We start from the raw sequence: 19,479 nt of genomic DNA, 5'->3' as shown, positions 1-19,479 counted from the left end.
GAGGGCCAGATCAAGGCCGGCAAGCTGCGCGTCGTCGGCGTCTCCTCTTCGGCGCGCCTGGCCAATGCGCCCGATGCTCCGACCCTGAAGGAGGGCGGCGTCAATCTCGAGCTGATGAACTGGCGCTCGGTCGTGGCCCCTCCCGGCCTCTCCGCCGACCAGACCAAGGTCCTCTCGGAGGCGATCGGCAAGCTGGTGAAGTCGAAGGAATGGGCCGAGATCCTGAAGGCCCGCGGCTGGGACGACGCCTATCTGGGCGGCGCCGAGTTCGACGCCTTCCTGAAGGCGGAGCAGGTGCGCGTCGCCAAGGTGATGACGGATGTCGGCCTGGTGAAGTGAGGCCGGCTTCGCGCCAACCCTGACGAGGGGGGCCGGCGATCGGCCCCCTTTTTTGCCTCTGCAGCCCCGCGCTGCCCGATCAGCCTGCGATGGACCCGCCATGACGAACGACACTCCGGCACGCGGCGCCGACCGGCCCGCCCTCGTCGTCGGCCTGCTGCTACTGGCTGTCGCGGGGGTGGTCTATTACGACGCCTCCCAGCAGACGATCACCTCCAATTACGGCGTCGGCCCGACGGCGATGCCCTATGTCGCCTGCGTCGGGCTGGTGATCCTCGGGCTGGCGCATCTCGTCGTCGCATTCCGCGACGGGCTGCCCAAGCCCGAGGCTGCGGATGGCGGGGCTCTGCTCTGGATCGTCGGCGGCCTCGTCGGGCTGATCGCCTGCATCGCCCTGGGCGCCGGGTTCACCATCGCCACGACCATCCTGTTCGCCTGCACGGCGCGCGGCTTCGGACGGCGCGCCCTGGCGGTGGATGGGGCGATCGGCTTCGTCCTCGGCCTTGCGATCTTCCTCGTCTTCGCCAAGCTCCTGACCCTGCTGCTGCCGGCCGGGCCTCTCGAACGCCTGTTCCTCTGAGGGATCGCCGGCCATGGATACCACGATCGCGCTCCTCAACGGCTTCAGCGTCGCGCTGGAGCCGTCCAAGCTGCTGTTCTGCCTCGTCGGCGTCTTCCTGGGCACCGCGGTCGGCGTGCTGCCGGGCATCGGCCCGGCGCTGACCGTGGCCCTGCTGCTGCCGGTGACCTTCAAGCTCGATCCTGCCGGCTCGCTGATCATGTTCGCAGGCATCTATTATGGCGGCATGTATGGCGGCTCGACGACCGCGATCCTGCTCAATGCGCCCGGCGAGAGCGCATCGATGGCCACGGCCCTCGAGGGCTCGAAGATGGCCAAGGCCGGCCGTGGCGGCCCCGCGCTCGCCACCGCCGCGATCGGCTCCTTCGTGGCGGGGCTGATCGCCACGATCGGTCTCACCTTTCTCGCGCCCTGGCTGGTCGAGGTCGCCATCAAGTTCGGCCCCTGGGACTATTTCGCGCTGATGATCGTCGCCTTCGTCACGGTCTCGGCGACCTTCGGCGATTCTCCCTTGCGCGGCCTCACCAGCCTGTTCATCGGCATCACGCTCGGGCTCGTGGGGATCGACAAGCTGACAGGCCAGGCGCGCCTGACCTTCGGTGTGCCGGAACTGCTCAACGGCATCGAGGTGACGACGCTGGCGGTCGGCCTGTTCGCGGTCGGCGAGGCGCTCTTCGTCGCCTCCAAGCGCTTCCGCGACCCGGAGGAGATCGTTCCGATCAAGGGCTCTCTGTGGATGAGCAAGCAGGACTGGAAGCGTTCCTGGGCACCGTGGCTGCGCGGTACCGCCTTCGGCTTCCCGATCGGCGCGCTGCCAGCGGGTGGCGCGGAAGTCCCGACCTTCCTCTCCTATTCGACCGAGAAGAAGCTCTGCAAATACCCGGAAGAGTTCGGCAAGGGCGCGATCGAAGGCGTCGCCGGGCCAGAGGCCGCCAACAACGCCGCGGCCGCCGGCGTGCTGGTGCCGCTGCTGACGCTCGGCCTGCCGACCTCTGCGACCGCCGCGATCATGCTGGCGGGCTTCCAGCAATACGGGCTGAACCCCGGCCCCCTGCTGTTTGCCGAGAAACCCGATCTCGTCTGGGGCCTGATCGCCTCGTTGTTCATCGCCAACGTCATGCTGGTGATCCTGAACCTGCCGCTGATCGGGCTGTGGGTGAAGCTGCTCGCGGTGCCGCAGCCCTGGCTCTATGCCGGCATCCTGGTCTTCGCGACGATGGGGACGCTCGCGGTCAACCCCTCGCCGGTCGAACTCGGGCTGCTCTTCCTGTTCGGCTATCTCGGCTATCTGATGCGACGCTATGACTACCCCGTCGCGCCGATGGTCGTCGGGCTGATCCTCGGGCCGATGGCGGAGGCACAGTTGCGCCGCGCGCTGCAGATCAGCCTCGGCGACCCGATGATCCTGCTCGAGAACCCGATCTCGGCGACGCTGCTGACATTGGCGTTCATCGCTCTGGTCGCTCCCTTCGTGATGAAGGGGCTGAACCGCTTCAAGGCCGCGGAGGACTGAGAGCCGCCCGGCTGCCAGCGTCGACGAGACCCAACCGGATCAGGCTCTCGCCCGTCGCGGCCAGCGCATCGGCGGTGGGTCGAGGCTGCCAGCCCAGCATGGCCTGCGCCTTGGCGCTGGAGGCGGTTTTGCGGCGGCCGAGTTCCGGCGTGGCAGCCTGCCGTGCGGCAGCGCTGAACAACGCGACAAAGCGCACCAGCCAGTCCGGCAGCACGCGCGTCGAGACGCGGGCCGCCGCCGGGCCGAGCCGCTCGCGCAGGGCCAGCGCGATCTCCTGCATGGTCATGAAGTCGCCCGCCGTGGCGATGAAGCGTTCATTGGCGGCGGCCGGGTGCGTCATGGCACGCAGGTGCAGGTCGGCCACGTCGCGGACGTCGACGACGCCGAACATCAGCCGCGGGACAGCCGGCAGGCGGCCTTCCAGCATGCTCTTCACCAGTAGGATCGAGGCCGACAGATCGGGCCCGAGCAGCGGCCCGAAGATGCCGACGGGGTTGATCACGGCGAGTTCGAGCCCCCTGCCCTCGCCGTCGACATAGTCCCAGGCGGCCCGCTCCGCGAGGGTCTTCGACTTGGGATAGGCGGCGAGATCGGCCGCCGCGGCATCGGTCCAGTCGCTTTCCGAGAAGGGCCGGGAGAGCACGCGGCCATAGCCGATCGCGGCGAAGGACGAGGTCAGAACGACGCGGCCGACGCCTGCGGCATGGGCTGCCCGCAGCACCCGACGCGTCCCCTCCCGGGCGGGACGGATCAGTTCGTCTTCATGTTTGGGAGCCGCAGCCGAAAGCGGCGAGGCGACGTGGAGCACATGGGAACAGCCCGACGCGGCGCGGTCCCAGCCGGCATCGGCCAGGAGATCGGCCTGCATCACCTCGAGCCGGTCCAGCGGATCGCAGCCGGCTTCCGCAAGCGCGGCGCGCAGGCCGGCCTCCCGCCCGGGCGAGCGCAGCGTGGTGCGCACCCGGTGACCCGCCTGCAGCAAAGCGAGGATGCAGTGGCCGGCAAGGAAACCGGAGCCGCCGGTGACGAGAACGGTCGTGCTTTTCATGGGCGGGCTCCCTGCTGCCGCTGTCCCAGACGCGCCGTCCGCCCTCGAAGCGACTGAATCACCAACGAAAAAGCCGCCGGCGTGGACCGGCGGCTTCCGACGGATGGGGCGCGGGCGCCGGCCTCAGAGCTGGTGGCCGCGCTTGCGCATTTCCTCGCTGAAGCGATCGAACAGGAAATTGCTCGTCTGGAGGCTCCAGGGCTGCAGCAGCGCGAAGATCTCGTCGATGGCGCGCGGCCGCATGGCGTTGTAGCGCTGGCCCACCGGCGAGCGGAAAAAGGCGGCGACCTCCCTCAGATCGGCCTCGCTCATGCGCTTGGCGAAGATGTAGGCGGCCGAGGCGATGATCTCCTGGCGCTTCTTCTCGGCTTCCGGCCGGAGCGCCTCGATCACCTGCTCCATATCCTTGCGGACTTCCGGACGCGTGGTGCCGACCGTCTGGGTGACGCGCTCGCGGAACTCGAGATAGATCGCCTCGAAGGACTCGGCGAGACCCGACAGGATCACGACGTCGCGGCCCGCCTCGAGATAGGACTGCGGAATGTCGGGCTGCGCCGGCTGCGCTGCCGTCTGCGCCTGAGCCGGCATGGCGAGCAAGAGCGCCAGGCTGACGGCCGCGCCGGCAAGGTGGTGACGGATCATGCAAAGCCCCTTCGTCATGCGCAGCATCGCGCTGTGTTCGTGAATGGAAGGCCGCGCCGTGCGGGGCAAGCCATCCCTGACGGTCCGGTCATGCCCGGCGCTGCCCGACTCGCGGGAGGAGCCGATGCCGCAGACGCGCATCGCGGGTTTCCATAGAGCATGACGGCGCCGAGTGGAAAGCCATATTACGGCGATGCGATGTCGCGTGCGCCCCTGGCAAGCCGAGCCAGCCGCCCGGCGAGCAGAGCGGGCGGGCTTCAGTCGAGGCTGCCCAGGACGATCAGCCCATCCCTGCCGGCGAGGATCGCGGCGCTGGCGAGGCCGAGGAACAGCCCGTGCTCGACCACGCCCGGAATGGTGGACAAGGCCGCGGCGAGGCCCTCCGGATCGGCGATCACGCCAGGGTGGGCGTCGAGGATGTAATGGCCGCCATCGGTGAGCAGGATGCTGCCATCCGCCTTGCGGCGCAGCACGAGCTCGCCCGGCGCGGCGGCCTTCTCCATCGCCGCCAGAACGGCGCGACGGGTCGCTTCGAGCCCGAAGGGCACGACCTCGATCGGCAGCGGGAAGCGGCCGAGACGCTCGACCAGCTTGGTGTCGTCGGCGATCACGACCATGCGGGCCGAGGCGGCGGCGACGATCTTCTCGCGCAGCAGCGCCGCCCCGCCGCCCTTGATGAGGCGTAATTCGCGATCGACCTCGTCGGCGCCGTCGATGGTGAGGTCGAGTTCGGGCGTCTCGTCCAGCGTCGACATCGGAATCGCCAGGGCCCTCGCCTGCGCCTCGGTGGCCTCCGAGGTCGAGACGCAGACGACCTCCAGCCCCTCCGCGACGCGCGCGCCGAGCAGATCGACGAAGTGCTTCGCCGTCGAGCCGGTGCCGAGGCCGAGCCGCATGCCGGGCGTCACGAGTTCGAGTGCGCGCGCGGCGGCGAGCTTCTTCAGATCGTCGGGGCTCATGGTCCTGTCCTCAACTCGACGTCATTGCCTGCGCAGCGGCGCGATCCGGGTCGAGCGTTTTGCCGCCCCCGGATCGCTTGGTCGCGACGCTCCCCGCAATGACGGCGGTCGCGGCCGGGTTCAAGCCCCGAGGCCGCCCATCAGCATGTATTTGATCTCGACGAACTCCTCGATGCCGTGGAGCGAGCCCTCGCGGCCGAGACCCGACTCCTTGACGCCGCCGAAGGGCGCGACCTCGGTGCCGAGCATGGCCGAGTTGATGCCGACCATGCCGTATTCGAGCTCCTCGGCGACCCGGAAGGCGCGGCCGAGATCCTTCGTGTAGAAATAGGCGGCGAGACCGAAGGGCGTGTCGTTGGCGAGCGCGACGACCTCGTCCTCCGTGCTGAAGCGGTAGACCGGGGCGACGGGACCGAAGGTCTCCTCGCGCGTCATCAGCATGGTGGTGGTGGCGCCGGCGATCACGGTCGGCTCGTAGAAGGTGCGGCCGAGCGCATGGCGCTTACCGCCGACCACGACCTTGGCGCCGTTGGCGACGGCATCCGCAACGTGGCGCTCGACCTTCTCGATGGCGCGCTCGTTGATCAGCGGCCCCTGCACGACGCCGATTTCGGTGCCGTTGCCGACCTTCATCTTGGCGACCTCGCCGGCGAACTTGGCGACGAACTCGTCATGGATGCCCTCCTGCACGAAGAGGCGGTTGGTGCAGACGCAGGTCTGGCCCATGTTGCGGAACTTGGCGGCGATGGCGCCCTGCACGGCCGCATCCACGTCCGCGTCGTCGAAGACGATGAAGGGCGCGTTGCCGCCCAGTTCCAGCCCGACCTTCTTCACGGTGGACGCCGCCTGCTGCATCAGGAGCTTGCCGACCGGCGTCGAGCCGGTGAAGCCGATGAAGCGCACGGCGGGATGCGTCGTCATGACCTTGCCGATGGCGACCGCATCGCCGGTGACGATGTTGAGCACGCCCTTGGGGAAGCCGGCGCGGATGGCGAGTTCGATCAGCGCGAAGGCCGTCAGCGGGGTGTCGGGCGCGGGCTTGACCACGAAGGTGCAGCCGGCGGCCAGCCCCGGCGAACATTTGCGCGTGATCATCGCGGCCGGGAAATTCCAGGGCGTGATCGCGGCACAGACGCCGACGGGCTGCTTGGCCACGATGATGCGCGAGTTCGGGAAGGGCGAGGGAATCGTCTCGCCATAGATGCGCTTGGCCTCTTCCGCATAGAACTCGACGAAGGACGCGGCATAGGCGACCTCGCCGCGCGATTCGGTCAGGGGCTTGCCCTGCTCGGCGGTCATGATCTGCGCCAGATCCTCTTGATTGGCCATGATCAGGTCGAACCATTTGCGCAGGATCTGCGAGCGCTCCTTGGCGCTCTTCTTCGCCCAGGGCTTGAAGGCGCGCGAGGCGGCCTCGACGGCGGCGGTGGTCTCGTCGGCACCGAAGCGCGGCACCTTCGCCAGCAGTTCGCCGGTGGCCGGATTGTCGACCGCATCGACGCCCTCGCCGATCCAGGCGCCGTCGACATGGCACTGCGACTTCAGAAGGGAGGGATCGTTCAGCTTCAGCATGGCGGGCTTCCGGGACGCGAAAGGAAATGGCGTCCACGTGGTCTAGCATGCGGCCCGCACGGCTGACGACCGCAGGCGGACGCATGCCCGCCATAGGTCCTGCGGTTTTGCCGGCCCGCCATGGCCTAATGTTGCAACCGACCTACTTTGCCTGGGGCGTGCAGACCGTCTTGTCGTCGAAGACGTAGCAGATGCTCATCTCGCCGGTGCGGATGTTGACCCGGAAGATGCCGCCCTCGCGCTCGTGCCGCGACGGCATCAGCGTGTAGTCGCTCGGCGCCTGCGCGCCGGCGCCCTCGCCCGGCGGGAAGCAGACGGTGACGCCGACGCCACCCTCCTTGAGCTGGAACTGGCAGGCGGCGACCTCGCCGGTGGCCTTGTCAACGCGATAGACGCGGTTCAGGTCCGTCTGCGGGGCGGGCGCGAAATCAAAGGGGGCGGCCTGCGCGGCGCCGGCCAGGGCCAGCCCGCCGAGGAGGGCCAGGGCGACCAGGGGTCGGAGGGATCGAGACACGGTACTGTTCCTTCCACGAATCGCCGGCACGATAGCATCAATGCCGGAGCCGACGATGTCCTCCCCGACGCTGCCCTGCCGCGCCGGGCGCGCTTGCCAAAACGCCGTTCAGCCCGTTTATGCGCTGCGACCCACGCGCCAGGAGCGGCCCGCCCATGACCCTGTCCCCGATCGTCGTCTTCGATCTCGACGGCACGCTCGCCGAGACCGCGCCCGACATCATGCGCGTGCTCAACGTCATCCTGGTGCGCGAGGGGCTGCCGGCGCTGCCGCTGGAGCGGGCGCGCGAACTGGTCGGTGCGGGAGCACGCGCGCTGATTTCCCGCGGCTTCAAGGTCTCGGGCCGGCCGCTCGACGAGGAGACGCTGGAGCGGCTGTTCGAGGATTTCCTGCTGATCTATGCGGAAGACGTCGCCTCCCACAGCCATCTCTTCGACGGCGTGCTCGGCGCGCTCGATCAGCTCGCGGCGGAGGGCTATCTGCTCGCCGTCTGCACCAACAAGCCGATCCTGCATACGCGGCTAATCCTCGACCATTTCGGCATCGCCCAGCGCTTCGCTTCCGTCGCCGGGCGCGACAGCTTCCCCTATCACAAGCCCGACCCGCGGCACCTGACGCTGACGATCGAGGCCGGCGGGGGCGATCCGGCGCGGGCCGTGATGATCGGCGATTCGCGCACCGACATCGCCACCGCCAAGGCGGCCGGCATACCGACGATCTGCGTGCCCTTCGGCTATACCGATGTGCCGATCGAGACGCTGGAGCCCGATGTCGTCATCCAGCATTTCGACGCGCTGCCCGCGGCCGTGCGGCAGGTGCTGGGTGGGGCACAGGCCGAGACGACCGCGAAGCTCGCCGCCCATTCTTGACGACGCGGCGCGCGCCGACTAGGAGAGGCGCCGGTGCGGGCGACTAGCTCAGCGGTAGAGCACTCCCTTCACACGGGAGTGGTCACAGGTTCGATCCCTGTGTCGCCCACCATTTTCTCCCGATGACCGCCTTGCCCTGATGCGCCGCGCTTTCCGCACGGTCGTTGATCACGCATCCGCGAGCTGCCTCTCCAGCACCACCAGCAGATCGAACGCGGCATCCTGCGCCTCAGTAAAACTGCCGCATCGACCCGGGGTGAAGGTTCCCTCCGGCCGGCTTGGATGGCTGATCACGGCGCCCCAGCCGAGCGCGTTTTCGAACATCGTCACGCGGAACTGCCGGATCTCGATCTGCCAGTTGCCGCTGCGGTTGAGGTGCCAGCCCTTCAGCTTCGGGAACTGACGGCGGCGCCGGGCGAGCGGGTCTTCAGCCATATTGCCCTCTCCGGGCCGCCGAGGGCGTTACCAAGGCCCCGGCGGGTTGCATCCGTCCGATCCTGCACCACCTCGAAGCGATGAGCGACCCATTCGATCTGCAGCGTTTTCTCGCGGCGCAGGCGCCGGTCCACGAGCAGGCCCTGGTCGAACTGCACGAGGGCCGCAAGCGCAGCCACTGGATGTGGTTCGTCTTCCCGCAACTGCGCGGGCTTGGGTCGTCCGAGATGGCGCGACATTACGGGCTATCGGGGCTCGCGGAGGCACGCGCCTATCTGGCGCATCCCGTGCTCGGCGCGCGCCTCGCCGCCTGCACGGATGCCGTGCTGGCGGTCGAGGGGCGTACCCTGCACGCGATCTTCGGCTCGCCGGACGATCTGAAATTCATCTCCAGCATGACGCTGTTCTCGCTCGCGTCCGGGAACGGGTCGAACCCGTTCGCAGAGGCGATCGACCGGCTCTGCGGGGGATCAGCCGATCAGCGCACGCTCGCTTTGCTGCGCGAGCGGGGCGATCTCACCCCCGCCCCTCATCGGCCCGGCGCAGCTCCCAGCGGCGGTTGAGGCGCAGCGCTAGCAGCGTGACGACGGCACCCGAGAGCAGATAGGCGCCGGCCGAGATCAAGCCGAACTGGGTCGAGAGCAGGAGCGCCGCCAGCGGCGCGAAGCCGGCGCCGAAGAGCCAGGCGAGGTCCGAGGTCAAGGCTGAGCCGGTATAGCGATAGGTCGGCGAGAAGGCCGAGGCGACCGAGCCGGAGGACTGGCCGAAGGACAGGCCGAGCAGGATGAACCCGCCGATCATGAAGACGAGCTCACCCGCAAAGCCGCCGTCGAGGAGCTGCGGCGCGAAGCCGCTGAAGACCGCGATCGCGATGGCGCAGCCGCCGAGCAGCGCGCGCCGGCCGATCCTGTCGGCGATCAGGCCCGAGGCAACGATGGCGAGCGCGCCGAAGACCGCGCCCACCGCCTCGATGACGAGGAAGCGCGCCGGCCCTTCCTTGGTGAACAGGAAGACCCAGGAGAGCGGGAACACCGTGACCATGTGGAACATGGCGAAGCTCGCCAGCGGCGCGAAGGCGCCGATCACGACATGGCGCCCCTCGGCCCGCAGCGTGTCGGCGATCTTCGTCGGCTGCAGTTCGCGCGTCTCGAACAGGTTCTGGTAGTCCGGCGTCACCACCATGCGCAGCCGCGCGAAGAGCGCGACGACATTGATCGCGAAGGCGACGAAGAAGGGGTAGCGCCAGCCCCAGCTGTAGAAGTCCTCCGCCGAGAGATTGCCGACGAAGAAGGCGAAGAGCCCGCTGGCGACGATCAGGCCGAAGGGCGCGCCGAGCTGCGGGATCATCGCATACCAGCCGCGATGGCGCTGGGGCGCATTCAGCGCGAGCAGCGAGGCGAGCCCGTCCCAGGTGCCGCCGAGCGCGATGCCCTGGCCGATGCGGGCGAGCGCGAGCAGCCAGATCGAGGCCGCGCCGATGCTGTCATAGCTCGGCAGGAAGCCGATGGCGCAGGTCGAAGTGCCCAGCAGGAACAAGGCGAGCGTCAGCTTGGCGCTCTTGCCGGCCTTGCGGTCGATCGCGGTGAAGAGGACAGTGCCGAAGGGGCGCGCGATGAAGGCCAGAGCGAAGATCGCGAAGGAATACAGCGTGCCCGTGAGCGGGTCGGTGAAGGAGAAGACCAGCTTCGGGAAGACGATGACCGAGGCGATGGCATAGACGAAGAAGTCGAAGAACTCCGAGGACCGGCCGATGATGACGCCGATCGCCATCTCGCCCGGATTCACCTCGCCATGGCTCTCGCTGAGATGGCTGGCGTCGCGTTCCGCCGTGGTCGGCATCTGAGCCATGATCTGTCCCGTCGCGCATCGGTCTCATAAGGGCATGGTGCATCGCACCCTGCCGCGGCACCGGCCCTAGTGCCCCATCGGGCCGGCGGGCGGCATTGGGCAAATTGTCCAATGTTCCCTTTGCTGCACCGCAGCTAGCTCTCCCGCCAAGACGATCAGCGAAAGGTGTCTGCCTTGAGCCTCCTGCGTGTCCTTGCCCTGCTGCCCCTGCTCGCCGCGCTCGGCGGCTGCAACCTCGTGGTCATGGCGCCCTCGGGCGACATCGCCGCGCAGCAGCGCGACCTGATCGTGATCTCGACGGTGCTGATGCTGCTGATCATCGTGCCGGTGATGGCGCTGACGGTGTTCTTCGCCTGGCGCTACCGCGCCTCGAACAAGGAGGCGACCTACAAGCCGGACTGGAACCATTCGACCGGCCTCGAGCTGGTGATCTGGGCGGCGCCGCTGCTGATCATCATCGCGCTCGGTGCGATCACCTGGATGGGCACGCATCTGCTCGACCCCTACCGCAAGCTCGACCGGATCGCCGCCGGCAAGCCGGTGCCGGCGGCGACGAAGCCGCTCGAGGTCGAGGTCGTCGCGCTCGACTGGAAATGGCTGTTCATCTACCCCGAACAGGGCATTGCCACCGTCAACGAGCTCGCCGCGCCGGTCGACCGGCCGATCCATTTCAAGCTCACCTCGTCTTCGGTGATGAACTCCTTCTACATCCCGGCGCTGGCTGGCCAGATCTACACGATGCCGGCGATGCAGACGCGGCTGCATGCCGTGATCAACCGCCCCGGCCGCTATCAGGGCTTCTCGGCCAATTACAGCGGCGCGGGCTTTTCCGGCATGCGCTTTTCCTTCCTCGGCATGAGCGAGGGCGATTTCGAGGGCTGGGTCGCCAAGACCAAGGAGAGCGAGGCCCGGCTCGACCGCGCGGCCTATCTCCAGCTGGAGCGGCCGAGCGAGAACGTCGCGGTGCAGCGCTTCGGCGCGACCGAGCCGCGGCTGTTCGACGCGATCCGCAATCTCTGCGTCCAGCCCGGCAAGATGTGCATGAGCGAGATGATGGCGCTCGACGCCAAGGGGGGCCTGGGCCTCGCCGGCCTGCATACGACGCTGCCGCTGGCCTATGACAAGTATTCGCGCCGCGGCGGCAACCAGGCGCCCTTCGGCGAGGAGCCGCGCTTCATCGCCTCGATCTGCACGGTCGAGGAGGCGAAGGCCATGATGGCGATGGCGCCGCCCGACACCGCCCCGCGCGACCTGACTCCGATCCGGGGCCTGGGCCTGGCGGTTCCTCCCATGACGTTCGCCCCGATGATGCCGCGCCGGCCGCAGACCTTCACCGAACTGCTCGGCCTCGCCCGTTCGTCCCAGTCCTGAAGCGAGAATCCCCGTGACCGACGCTTCCGTTGCCGCCTCCCCGATCTTCGGCAAGCTTTCGCTCGCCGCCTTCCCGATCCACGAGCCGATCCTCGTCGCGACCTTCGCCGTCGTGGTGCTGGGCGGGGCGGCGGTGGTCGGCGCACTGACCTATTACCGGCTCTGGGGCTGGCTCTGGCGCGACTGGCTGACCAGCGTCGACCACAAGAAGATCGGGATCATGTACATGATCCTCGGGCTGGTGATGCTGCTGCGCGGCTTCGCCGATGCGGTGATGATGCGCATCCAGCAGGCGATCGCCTTCAACGGCTCCGAGGGCTATCTCAACGCCCATCACTACGACCAGCTCTTCACCGTCCATGGCGTGATCATGATCTTCTTCGTCGCCATGCCGCTGGTGACGGGGCTGATGAACTATGTCGTGCCGCTGCAGATCGGCGCGCGCGACGTCTCCTTCCCCTTCCTGAACAATTTCAGCTTCTGGATGACGACGGCCGGCGCGGTGCTGGTGATGATCTCGCTCTTCGTCGGCGAGTTCGCGCGCACGGGCTGGCTGGCCTATCCGCCGCTGTCGGGGATCTCCTACAGTCCGGAGGTCGGCGTCGACTATTACATCTGGGCGCTGCAGATCGCAGGCGTGGGCACGACGCTATCCGGCATCAACCTGATCTGCACGATCGTGAAGATGCGCTGCCCGGGCATGTCGCTGATGAAGATGCCCGTCTTCACCTGGACCTCGCTGTGCACCAACGTGCTAATCGTGGCGACCTTCCCGGTGCTCACGGCGGTGCTCGCCCTGCTGACGCTCGACCGCTATGTCGGCACCAACTTCTTCACGAACGACTTCGGCGGCAACCCGATGATGTACGTGAACCTGATCTGGATCTGGGGCCATCCGGAGGTCTACATCCTGATCCTGCCGGCCTTCGGCATCTTCTCCGAAGTCGTCTCGACCTTCTCGGGCAAGCGCCTCTTCGGCTACACCTCGATGGTCTATGCGACGGTGGTGATCACCATCCTGTCCTACCTGGTCTGGCTGCACCATTTCTTCACGATGGGCTCGGGCGCGAGCGTGAATTCCTTCTTCGGAATCACGACGATGATCATCTCGATCCCGACGGGCGCGAAGATCTTCAACTGGCTGTTCACGATGTATCGCGGCCGCATCCGCTTCGAATTGCCGATGATGTGGACCATCGCCTTCATGCTGACCTTCGTCGTCGGCGGCATGACCGGCGTGCTGCTCGCCGTGCCGCCAGCCGACTTCGTGCTGCACAACAGCCTGTTCCTGGTGGCGCATTTCCACAACGTCATCATCGGCGGCGTGCTCTACGGGCTCTTCGCCGGCATGATCTACTGGTGGCCGAAGGCGTTCGGGTTCCGCCTGCACCCGCTGCTCGGCAAGTTTTCCTTCTGGTTCTGGACGCTCGGCTTTCTGTTCGCCTTCATGCCGCTCTATGTGCTCGGGCTGATGGGGGTGACGCGGCGGATGCGCGTCTTCGACGATCCCTCGCTGCAGATCTGGTTCGTCATCGCCGGCTTCGGCGCCTTCCTGATCCTGCTCGGCATCGTCAGCTTCATCGCCCAGATCGCCTACAGCATCTGGAAGCGCGACGAGCTGCGCGACCTGACCGGCGACCCCTGGGACGGGCGCACGCTAGAATGGGCGACCTCCTCGCCGCCGCCGGCCTACAACTTCGCCTTCACCCCCGTGGTGCACGACAACGACGCCTGGACCGACATGAAGCGCCGCGGCTATGTCCGCCCGGTCGAGGGCTTCAAGCCGATCCACATGCCGAAGAACACGCCGACCGGCCTGGTGCTGGCGGGCATTTCGGTGGCGCTCGGCTTTGCGCTGATCTGGCACATCTGGTGGCTGGCGGCGGTGTCCTTCGCGGCGATCCTGGTGGCCGCGATCGCTCACAGCTTCAACTATCACCGCGATTTCCACATTCCCGTAGAGGAGGTCGTCGCCGCGGAGAATGCGCGCACCCGCCTGCTCGCGGGATCGGGGGCCTGACATCATGGCATCGACGATGACCGTTCCGCAGGGCGGCGAGGCGCCCGTCTTCTACCTCAAGGACGAGCACCCGCATCCGGAGGGCCACAGCACGCCGCTGGGCTTCTGGCTCTATCTGATGAGCGACTGCCTGATCTTCGCGATCCTGTTCGCGATCTACGGCGTGCTCGGGGCGAACTATGCGGCGGGTCCTGCGCCGAAGGATCTGTTCGACCTCAACCTCGTCGCGATCAACACCGCGATGCTGCTCTTCTCCTCGATCACCTTCGGCTTCGCGATGCTGGAGATGGCGAAGGGCAAGGTCGCGGCGACACAAGGCTGGCTGGCGGTGACGGGGCTGTTCGGCCTCGCCTTCCTCGCCATCGAGCTCTACGAGTTCCACCACCTGATCTCGCTCGGCGCGACGCCGCAGCGCAGCGCCTTCCTCTCCTCCTTCTTCGTGCTGGTGGGCACGCATGGGCTGCACGTCGCCTTCGGCCTGGTCTGGCTGACGGTGCTGATGGTGCAGGTCGCGCGGCACGGGCTGATCGCCGCCAACCGCCGGCGTCTGTTGTGCCTGAGCATGTTCTGGCACTTCCTCGACGTCATCTGGATCGGCGTCTTCACCTTCGTCTACCTCATGGGGATGCTGCGATGAGCTCCGAGACGAACGCCCAGCATCAGCCGGGCTACGAGCCCCATCCCGAGGACGAGGCCCACGGTTCCTTCCGCGGCTACATGACCGGCTTCGGTCTCTCGGTCGTCCTCACCGCCATCCCATTCTGGCTGGTGATGTCTGGTGCGCTCGGCAACAACCAGCTCACCGGCTTCGTGGTGATGGGCTTCGCCGTCGTCCAGATCGTCGTGCACATGATCTACTTCCTGCACATGAACGGCCGCGTCGAAGGCGGCTGGACGCTGCTGGCGCTGGTCTTCACCGTGATCGTCGTGGTGATCACGCTCGCCGGGTCGCTGTGGGTGATGTACCACCTCAACACCAACATGATGCCGGTGCACGACATGAGGCAGATGCCGTGACCTCCGCCGCCGCGGCCCGCGCGCCGCGGTCTCGCGCGACGCTCGTCCTCGTCGCGCTGCTGGCGCTCGCGGGGATCGTCGGCTTCGCGCGACTCGGCGTCTGGCAGGTCGAGCGGCTGTTCTGGAAGCGAGCGCTGATCGAGCGGGTCGAGGCCCGCATCCATGCCGCCCCCGTCGCCGCACCGGGTCCGGCGGCCTGGCCCGACATCAAGGAGGCCGAATACGTCCGCGTCGCGCTGACGGGGCGCTTCCTGCATGAGGGCGAGGCGCTGGTCCAGGCCGTGACAGAGCGCGGCGCGGGGTCCTGGGTGCTGACGCCGCTTGTCACCCAAGCGGGATTCACGGTCCTGATCAATCGCGGCTTCGTGCCGCCGGAGCGGCGCGATCGCGCCAGCCGCGCGCAGGCGCTGCCGGAAGGCACTGTCACCGTCACCGGCCTGCTGCGGCTCACAGAGCCGGGCGGTGGTTTCCTGCGGGCGAACGCATCCGCCGAGGACCGCTGGCATTCCCGCGATGTCGCGGCGATCGGCGCCGCGCGCGGGCTGTCGCCGGTCGCACCCTATTTCGTCGATGCCGACGCCACGCCCAATCCCGGCGGCTTTCCCGTCGGCGGGCTCACCGTGGTGCGGTTTTCGGACAACCATCTCGTTTACGCCGCGACCTGGTTCGCCCTCGCGGCCATGCTCGCGGCCGCTCTCGCCTTCGTGCTACGCCACGAGGCGAGGCTGAGGCGCGCGCGGGAGCAGGCCGATTAGGTTCCAGGACACCACCAACCAGAAGAACCTGCTGCTTCTGGTGCAACTGCGCTGGCTCGCCGTCGGCGGACAGGTCGTCACCATCCTCTTCGTCGACCGGCTGCTCGGGATCGCCCTGCCGCTGGGCGAGATGATGCTCGTTCTCCTGCTGCTGATCCTGCTCAATCTGGCGAGCCTCCTGCGCCATCGCCGCGTCGCGGCCGACGTCCGCAATGGCGAATTGTTCGGCGCGCTGCTGTTCGATCTCGGCGCCCTGACGACGCAGCTTTATCTCAGCGGCGGCGCCAGCAACCCGTTCATTTCGCTGTATCTGCTCCAGATCGGGCTGGCGGCGGTGCTGCTCGAGCGCTGGTCGACCTGGGTTCTGGTCGGACTGGCGAGTCTCGGCTTCGTCTTCCTGATGGGCGTGCATCGGCCGCTGGCGCTGCCGGTGGCGCTCGATGACGGCGTGCCGCGGCTCTATCTGCAGGGCGTCTTCGTCTGCTTTCTGATCGCGGCCGGGCTCCTCGTGCTGTTCCTGCAGCGGATCAGCCGGAATCTGCGCATCCGGGACGAAAAGCTCGCCGATCTGCGCCAGCGTGCGGTCGAGGAGGACCATATCGTCCGGATGGGCCTGCTCGCCTCGGGCGCGGCCCATGAACTCGGCACGCCGCTCTCGACGCTCTCCGTCATTCTCAACGACTGGCGGCGGATGCCGGTGTTCAGGGCCGAGCCGGAGCTGATCGCCGAGATCGGCGAGATGCAGGCGCAGCTCGACCGCTGCAAGACGATCGTCTCCGGCATCCTGATGTCATCGGGCGAAGCCCGAGCGGAGAATCCGGGCTGGACCACCGTGCGCGGCTTCGTCGACGAATTGATCGAGCAATGGCGCTCGCACCGGGCGCCGATGCGGCTCGACTACGAGAACGCCTTCGCGCCCGATGCCGAGATCGTGTCCGATCCGGCGCTTCGGCAGGTGCTGGGCAATCTGCTCGACAACGCGCAGGAGGCCTCCCCCCATGTGATGGCGGTGCGGGTCGAGCGGCGCGGCGAGGACCTCGTCATCATCGTCGCCGACGAGGGGCCCGGCTTCCCGCCCGACATTCTGGCCGGGATCGGCAAGCCCTATCGCTCGACGAAAGGGCGGCCCGGCGGCGGGCTCGGCCTGTTCCTGGTCAGCAATGTGATGCGCAAGTTCGGCGGCACGCTGAACGCCCGCAACCGAGACCAGGGCGGCGCCTGCGTCACCGTGACCTTGCCCCTCGCCGCGCTCTCGCCCGTACTGATGGCAGGGGAGGACGCAGGATGAGCGAGGAGAAGACGCTCCTGATCGTAGAGGACGATCCGGCCTTCGCGCCGGTGCTGCGCCGCTCCTTCGAGCGCCGGGGCTATGTGGTGGAGCATTGCGACGGCATCGAGAGCCTGCGGGCGCTGCTGGAGACAGTGACGCCTGTCTATGCGGTGGTCGATCTCAAGGTCGTCGGCGGCTCGGGGCTGGAATGCGTGCGGCTGCTGCACCAGCGCGACCCCGACACGAAGATCGTCGTGCTGACCGGTTTCGCCAGCATCGCCACGGCGGTGGAGGCGATTAAGCTCGGCGCCTGCCACTACCTCGCCAAGCCGGCCAATACGGATGATATCGAGGCCGCGTTCGAACGCGTCGAGGGCGATGCCGAGGTGCCGCTGACCCAGCGCCAGACCTCGCTGAAGAACCTCGAATGGGAGCGCATCCACGAGACGCTGGTGGACAGCGATTTCAACATCTCCGAGACGGCGCGGCGGCTGGGCATGCATCGCCGCACGCTGGCGCGGAAGCTGGAGAAGCGCCGCCTGACCTGAGGCCTCAATCCGCAAATATATGACGGCGGAGCGGCGATATCGGCCGCTTCCGGCCTTGTCCGGCTCTTGCCTTCCCTCGATTGTCACGTCGCTCACGGACACTGCCCAAGACGACGTCTCGACCCCGGGGGAGGATGCGATGCGGCTGGCCGTCTACAATGTCGAAAACCTGTTCGACCGCGCCAAGGCGATGAACCTCGAAAGCTGGGAGGAAGGCCGCCCGGTGCTGGAACGCTTCGCGGCGCTGAACGCGCTGCTCGGCCAGGTTTCCTACAGCGCGGCCGACAAGGCGCGCATGGCGGCGCTGATCGTCGAGCTCGGCATGGAGAAGTCCGACACCGGCCCCTTCGTGCTGTTGCGCCGGAACCGTGGCGGGCTGCTGAAGCGCCCGCAGGCGGGCGGCGTCGAGATCGTCGCCGATGGCCGCGCCGACTGGGTCGGCTCGCTCGAACTGCGTGACGAGCCGATCAACGAACATGCCATGCGCAACACGGCCCGCGTGATTTCCGACCTCGAGGCCGACGTGCTCGGCGTGGTCGAGGCCGAGAGCCGGCCCGTGCTCTTCGCCTTCAACCGCGATATCCTTCCGGCGGTCGGCGGCCGGCCCTTCCGGCATGTCATGCTGATCGACGGAAATGACGAGCGCGGCATCGATGTCGGGCTGATGACGACGGACGGTTATCCGATCGGCCCGATGCGCAGCCATGTCGACGACCTGACGCCCGCGGGCGTACCAGTGTTCTCGCGCGACTGCCCGGAGTTCGAGGTGACGACACCCGGTGGGGCGCGCCTCGTGGTGATGGTCAACCACTTCAAGAGCAAGGGCTTCGGCAGCCAGGCCAGTTCCAATGCGCGGCGCCGGGCCCAGGCCGAGCGCGTCGCCGCGATCTATGAGGGGCTGGTCGCGAGCGGGGTGGAGCATGTCGCGGTGATGGGCGATCTCAACGACACGCCCGGCAGCGCGCCGCTGCAGCCGCTGGTCGAAGGCACCTCCCTCAAGGATGTCTCCGCCCACCCCGGCTTCGACGATGGCGGCTTTCCCGGAACCTATGGCGCCAGCTCCGCCGGCAACAAGATCGACTACATTCTCCTGTCGCCGGCGCTGTTTTCGCGAGTGACCGGCGGCGGCGTCTTCCGCAAGGGGATGTGGCCGGGCGTACGGCCAAGGAAATGGGCGGCCTATGACGAGCTGAAGCGCCCCGAAGACGCGGCTTCGGACCATGCGGCCTTGTGGGTCGACATCGCCCTGTGAGGCCGCCGCCGGCGGGGGCTGCCTTCCTGCCCGCCCCTGACAGGAGCTGACGCGCCGCCCTCCCATCCTGCTCGCAACCAGACGCGATCTCGCGCGTTGCTGGGCCAGCGGACGCGGCACGACCGGGCATGACGGGGGAGAGCAGCATGGGGGGCCTTGCAGGGACACGGGAGAGAGACGCATCCGAGGCGCTGCACGAGCGCTACGAGACGCTGCACGACTGGCGGCGGCAGGTTGCCGATCTCTACGCGGCCGTGCGGGCCATGCCCGGCGAGGAGGGCTGGCGGCACTGGCGCAGCGTGCGCGACCGGCTTTTCCGCGAGCATCCGCAATCGCCGCTCTCCGCCGCCCGCCGGGCCCAGTTCCGCGGTATCGATTGCTTCGCCTACGATCCTGCGCTGCGGTTCACCGTCGCGACCGTGCCGGCCCGCGAACGCGAGGTGATCCGCGTCGAGGCCGGCAAGGACGGCACGATGACGCTGCTGCCCTTCGCCCTGACGGACGGGCTCGCGCAAGCGTTGGGCCGGGAACTCACGCTGTACTGGATCGAAAGCTATGGCGGCGGTGTCTTCCTGCCCTTCGGCGATGCCAGCAATGGCCGGGAGAGCTTTGCCGGCGGTCGCTATCTGCTCGACACGATCAAGAGCGCCGATCTCGGCCGCGATGGTAAGAGCCGGCTCATCCTCGATTTCAACTTCGCCTACTATCCCTCATGCGCCTATTCGGAAGCCTGGGTCTGCCCGCTCTCGCCGCCTGAGAACCGGCTGCCGGTCGCGATCCGCGGCGGGGAACGAAACGCCGCCGACTGAGCCGGGGCGGGGAAGATCTTTTTCGTCGCGCGGCCTTCGACAGCATCACGCGTCTTTGTCTCGCCTGCTTCTTGCATCGCTCTCGCCGCTTGCTAGCCTGACCTCAAGAGCCCTTCGA

Annotated in this window: 21 protein-coding genes and 1 tRNA gene; 15 read left to right on the top strand and 7 right to left on the bottom strand. The window is 67.8% G+C overall.

Annotation, left to right across the window (positions count from 1 at the left end; all coding sequences use genetic code 11):
• From Q8M82_RS05835 to Q8M82_RS05825, 3 genes are all read left to right on the top strand, one after another.
• A partial coding sequence (locus Q8M82_RS05835) for a Bug family tripartite tricarboxylate transporter substrate binding protein (protein ID WP_305690429.1) occupies positions 1–339 on the top strand: 339 nt, incomplete at its 5' end.
• 100 nt (positions 340–439) lie between these two features.
• The gene (locus Q8M82_RS05830) at positions 440–919 is read left to right on the top strand and encodes a tripartite tricarboxylate transporter TctB family protein (RefSeq protein ID WP_305690428.1); all 480 of its coding nucleotides are present in this window, start codon (positions 440–442) and stop codon (positions 917–919) included.
• 13 nt (positions 920–932) lie between these two features.
• Positions 933–2,432, top strand: a complete 1,500-nt coding sequence (locus Q8M82_RS05825; protein WP_305690427.1) for a tripartite tricarboxylate transporter permease — start codon at positions 933–935, stop codon at positions 2,430–2,432.
• On the opposite strand, the gene Q8M82_RS05820 is transcribed toward Q8M82_RS05825, so the two are convergent.
• The 5 genes from Q8M82_RS05820 to Q8M82_RS05800 all read right to left on the bottom strand — a co-directional run bounded on the left by Q8M82_RS05820 (position 2,413) and on the right by Q8M82_RS05800 (position 7,167).
• Positions 2,413–3,480, bottom strand: a complete 1,068-nt coding sequence (locus tag Q8M82_RS05820) for an SDR family oxidoreductase (RefSeq protein WP_305690426.1) — start codon at positions 3,478–3,480, stop codon at positions 2,413–2,415. The two genes, Q8M82_RS05825 and Q8M82_RS05820, sit on opposite strands and share 20 nt — an antisense overlap.
• A gap of 123 nt (positions 3,481–3,603) precedes the next feature.
• The gene (locus tag Q8M82_RS05815; RefSeq protein ID WP_305690425.1) at positions 3,604–4,140 is read right to left on the bottom strand and encodes a DUF2059 domain-containing protein; all 537 of its coding nucleotides are present in this window, start codon (positions 4,138–4,140) and stop codon (positions 3,604–3,606) included.
• 239 nt (positions 4,141–4,379) lie between these two features.
• Positions 4,380–5,081, bottom strand: coding sequence for a ribose-5-phosphate isomerase RpiA (gene rpiA, locus Q8M82_RS05810; RefSeq protein ID WP_305690424.1), 702 nt, complete (start codon positions 5,079–5,081; stop codon positions 4,380–4,382).
• A gap of 120 nt (positions 5,082–5,201) precedes the next feature.
• Positions 5,202–6,653 (bottom strand): NAD-dependent succinate-semialdehyde dehydrogenase, encoded by a 1,452-nt coding sequence (locus Q8M82_RS05805; RefSeq protein ID WP_305690423.1) that lies wholly within the window; start codon positions 6,651–6,653, stop codon positions 5,202–5,204.
• 142 nt (positions 6,654–6,795) lie between these two features.
• Positions 6,796–7,167 (bottom strand): hypothetical protein, encoded by a 372-nt coding sequence (locus Q8M82_RS05800; RefSeq protein WP_371126247.1) that lies wholly within the window; start codon positions 7,165–7,167, stop codon positions 6,796–6,798.
• A gap of 155 nt (positions 7,168–7,322) precedes the next feature.
• Between Q8M82_RS05800 and gph the strand changes: the two genes are divergently transcribed.
• The gene (gene gph / locus Q8M82_RS05795) at positions 7,323–8,036 is read left to right on the top strand and encodes a phosphoglycolate phosphatase (RefSeq protein ID WP_305690422.1); all 714 of its coding nucleotides are present in this window, start codon (positions 7,323–7,325) and stop codon (positions 8,034–8,036) included.
• Between the two features lie 37 nt (positions 8,037–8,073).
• Positions 8,074–8,148: transfer RNA gene (locus Q8M82_RS05790), tRNA-Val, on the top strand.
• A 56-nt stretch (positions 8,149–8,204) separates the two neighbouring features.
• Here the strand turns inward: Q8M82_RS05790 and Q8M82_RS05785 are convergent.
• Entirely contained in the window at positions 8,205–8,471 is a 267-nt protein-coding gene (locus tag Q8M82_RS05785) for a hypothetical protein (protein WP_305690421.1), read from the bottom strand.
• Positions 8,472–8,551: 80 nt separating this feature from the next.
• On the opposite strand from Q8M82_RS05785, the gene Q8M82_RS05780 reads away from it, so the two are divergent.
• A complete protein-coding gene (locus Q8M82_RS05780) occupies positions 8,552–9,034 on the top strand; it encodes a DUF1810 domain-containing protein (protein WP_305690420.1) in 483 nt (160 codons plus the stop codon).
• Here Q8M82_RS05780 and Q8M82_RS05775 read toward each other — a convergent pair.
• Positions 8,988–10,319 (bottom strand): MFS transporter, encoded by a 1,332-nt coding sequence (locus Q8M82_RS05775; RefSeq protein ID WP_371126246.1) that lies wholly within the window; start codon positions 10,317–10,319, stop codon positions 8,988–8,990. The genes Q8M82_RS05780 and Q8M82_RS05775 overlap by 47 nt on opposite strands.
• A gap of 174 nt (positions 10,320–10,493) precedes the next feature.
• Between Q8M82_RS05775 and cyoA the strand changes: the two genes are divergently transcribed.
• The 9 genes from cyoA (at position 10,494) to Q8M82_RS05730 (ending at position 19,361) form a co-directional block, all read left to right on the top strand.
• On the top strand, positions 10,494–11,690 hold the full coding sequence (gene cyoA / locus Q8M82_RS05770) for a ubiquinol oxidase subunit II (RefSeq protein ID WP_305690419.1): 1,197 nt from the start codon (positions 10,494–10,496) through the stop codon (positions 11,688–11,690).
• Positions 11,691–11,703: 13 nt separating this feature from the next.
• Complete coding sequence (cyoB, locus tag Q8M82_RS05765) at positions 11,704–13,710, top strand: cytochrome o ubiquinol oxidase subunit I (protein WP_305690418.1); 2,007 nt, start codon at positions 11,704–11,706, stop codon at positions 13,708–13,710.
• A 4-nt stretch (positions 13,711–13,714) separates the two neighbouring features.
• Positions 13,715–14,347, top strand: a complete 633-nt coding sequence (gene cyoC, locus Q8M82_RS05760) for a cytochrome o ubiquinol oxidase subunit III (RefSeq protein ID WP_371126245.1) — start codon at positions 13,715–13,717, stop codon at positions 14,345–14,347.
• Complete coding sequence (gene cyoD / locus Q8M82_RS05755; protein ID WP_192642182.1) at positions 14,344–14,727, top strand: cytochrome o ubiquinol oxidase subunit IV; 384 nt, start codon at positions 14,344–14,346, stop codon at positions 14,725–14,727. Before cyoC ends, cyoD begins: the two co-directional genes overlap by 4 nt.
• Complete coding sequence (locus Q8M82_RS05750; RefSeq protein ID WP_371126244.1) at positions 14,724–15,482, top strand: SURF1 family protein; 759 nt, start codon at positions 14,724–14,726, stop codon at positions 15,480–15,482. The genes cyoD and Q8M82_RS05750 overlap by 4 nt, the downstream gene beginning before the upstream one ends.
• Positions 15,483–15,522: 40 nt before the next feature.
• Positions 15,523–16,770: an ATP-binding protein gene (locus Q8M82_RS05745; RefSeq protein WP_305690417.1), complete on the top strand. Its 1,248-nt coding sequence runs from the start codon at positions 15,523–15,525 to the stop codon at positions 16,768–16,770.
• The gene (locus Q8M82_RS05740) at positions 16,767–17,300 is read left to right on the top strand and encodes a response regulator transcription factor (RefSeq protein WP_305690416.1); all 534 of its coding nucleotides are present in this window, start codon (positions 16,767–16,769) and stop codon (positions 17,298–17,300) included. Before Q8M82_RS05745 ends, Q8M82_RS05740 begins: the two co-directional genes overlap by 4 nt.
• A 139-nt stretch (positions 17,301–17,439) precedes the next feature.
• Entirely contained in the window at positions 17,440–18,552 is a 1,113-nt protein-coding gene (locus tag Q8M82_RS05735; protein ID WP_305690415.1) for an endonuclease/exonuclease/phosphatase family protein, read from the top strand.
• 146 nt (positions 18,553–18,698) lie between these two features.
• Positions 18,699–19,361: a DUF1684 domain-containing protein gene (locus tag Q8M82_RS05730; RefSeq protein ID WP_305690414.1), complete on the top strand. Its 663-nt coding sequence runs from the start codon at positions 18,699–18,701 to the stop codon at positions 19,359–19,361.
• Positions 19,362–19,479: the final 118 nt, after the last annotated feature.

The sequence above is a fragment of the Allobosea sp. genome (assembly GCF_030694325.1).
In the GTDB taxonomy this organism is placed as follows: domain Bacteria; phylum Pseudomonadota; class Alphaproteobacteria; order Rhizobiales; family Beijerinckiaceae; genus Allobosea.
This window is presented reverse-complemented; position numbering and strand designations above follow the sequence as displayed.

Excerpts from the sequence above, each read along its gene's own strand:
- cyoC (WP_371126245.1), top strand. The coding sequence starts at position 13,715 with ATGGCATCGACGATGACCGTTCCGCAGGGCGGCGAGGCGCCCGTCTTC.
- Q8M82_RS05730 (WP_305690414.1), top strand. The coding sequence starts at position 18,699 with ATGGGGGGCCTTGCAGGGACACGGGAGAGAGACGCATCCGAGGCGCTG.
- rpiA (WP_305690424.1), bottom strand. The coding sequence starts at position 5,081 with ATGAGCCCCGACGATCTGAAGAAGCTCGCCGCCGCGCGCGCACTCGAA.
- Q8M82_RS05785 (WP_305690421.1), bottom strand. The coding sequence starts at position 8,471 with ATGGCTGAAGACCCGCTCGCCCGGCGCCGCCGTCAGTTCCCGAAGCTG.
- Q8M82_RS05820 (WP_305690426.1), bottom strand. The coding sequence starts at position 3,480 with ATGAAAAGCACGACCGTTCTCGTCACCGGCGGCTCCGGTTTCCTTGCC.
- Q8M82_RS05740 (WP_305690416.1), top strand. The coding sequence starts at position 16,767 with ATGAGCGAGGAGAAGACGCTCCTGATCGTAGAGGACGATCCGGCCTTC.
- Q8M82_RS05830 (WP_305690428.1), top strand. The coding sequence starts at position 440 with ATGACGAACGACACTCCGGCACGCGGCGCCGACCGGCCCGCCCTCGTC.
- Q8M82_RS05775 (WP_371126246.1), bottom strand. The coding sequence starts at position 10,319 with ATGGCTCAGATGCCGACCACGGCGGAACGCGACGCCAGCCATCTCAGC.
- cyoD (WP_192642182.1), top strand. The coding sequence starts at position 14,344 with ATGAGCTCCGAGACGAACGCCCAGCATCAGCCGGGCTACGAGCCCCAT.
- Q8M82_RS05825 (WP_305690427.1), top strand. The coding sequence starts at position 933 with ATGGATACCACGATCGCGCTCCTCAACGGCTTCAGCGTCGCGCTGGAG.
- Q8M82_RS05815 (WP_305690425.1), bottom strand. The coding sequence starts at position 4,140 with ATGACGAAGGGGCTTTGCATGATCCGTCACCACCTTGCCGGCGCGGCC.
- Q8M82_RS05805 (WP_305690423.1), bottom strand. The coding sequence starts at position 6,653 with ATGCTGAAGCTGAACGATCCCTCCCTTCTGAAGTCGCAGTGCCATGTC.
- Q8M82_RS05780 (WP_305690420.1), top strand. The coding sequence starts at position 8,552 with ATGAGCGACCCATTCGATCTGCAGCGTTTTCTCGCGGCGCAGGCGCCG.
- gph (WP_305690422.1), top strand. The coding sequence starts at position 7,323 with ATGACCCTGTCCCCGATCGTCGTCTTCGATCTCGACGGCACGCTCGCC.
- Q8M82_RS05735 (WP_305690415.1), top strand. The coding sequence starts at position 17,440 with ATGCGGCTGGCCGTCTACAATGTCGAAAACCTGTTCGACCGCGCCAAG.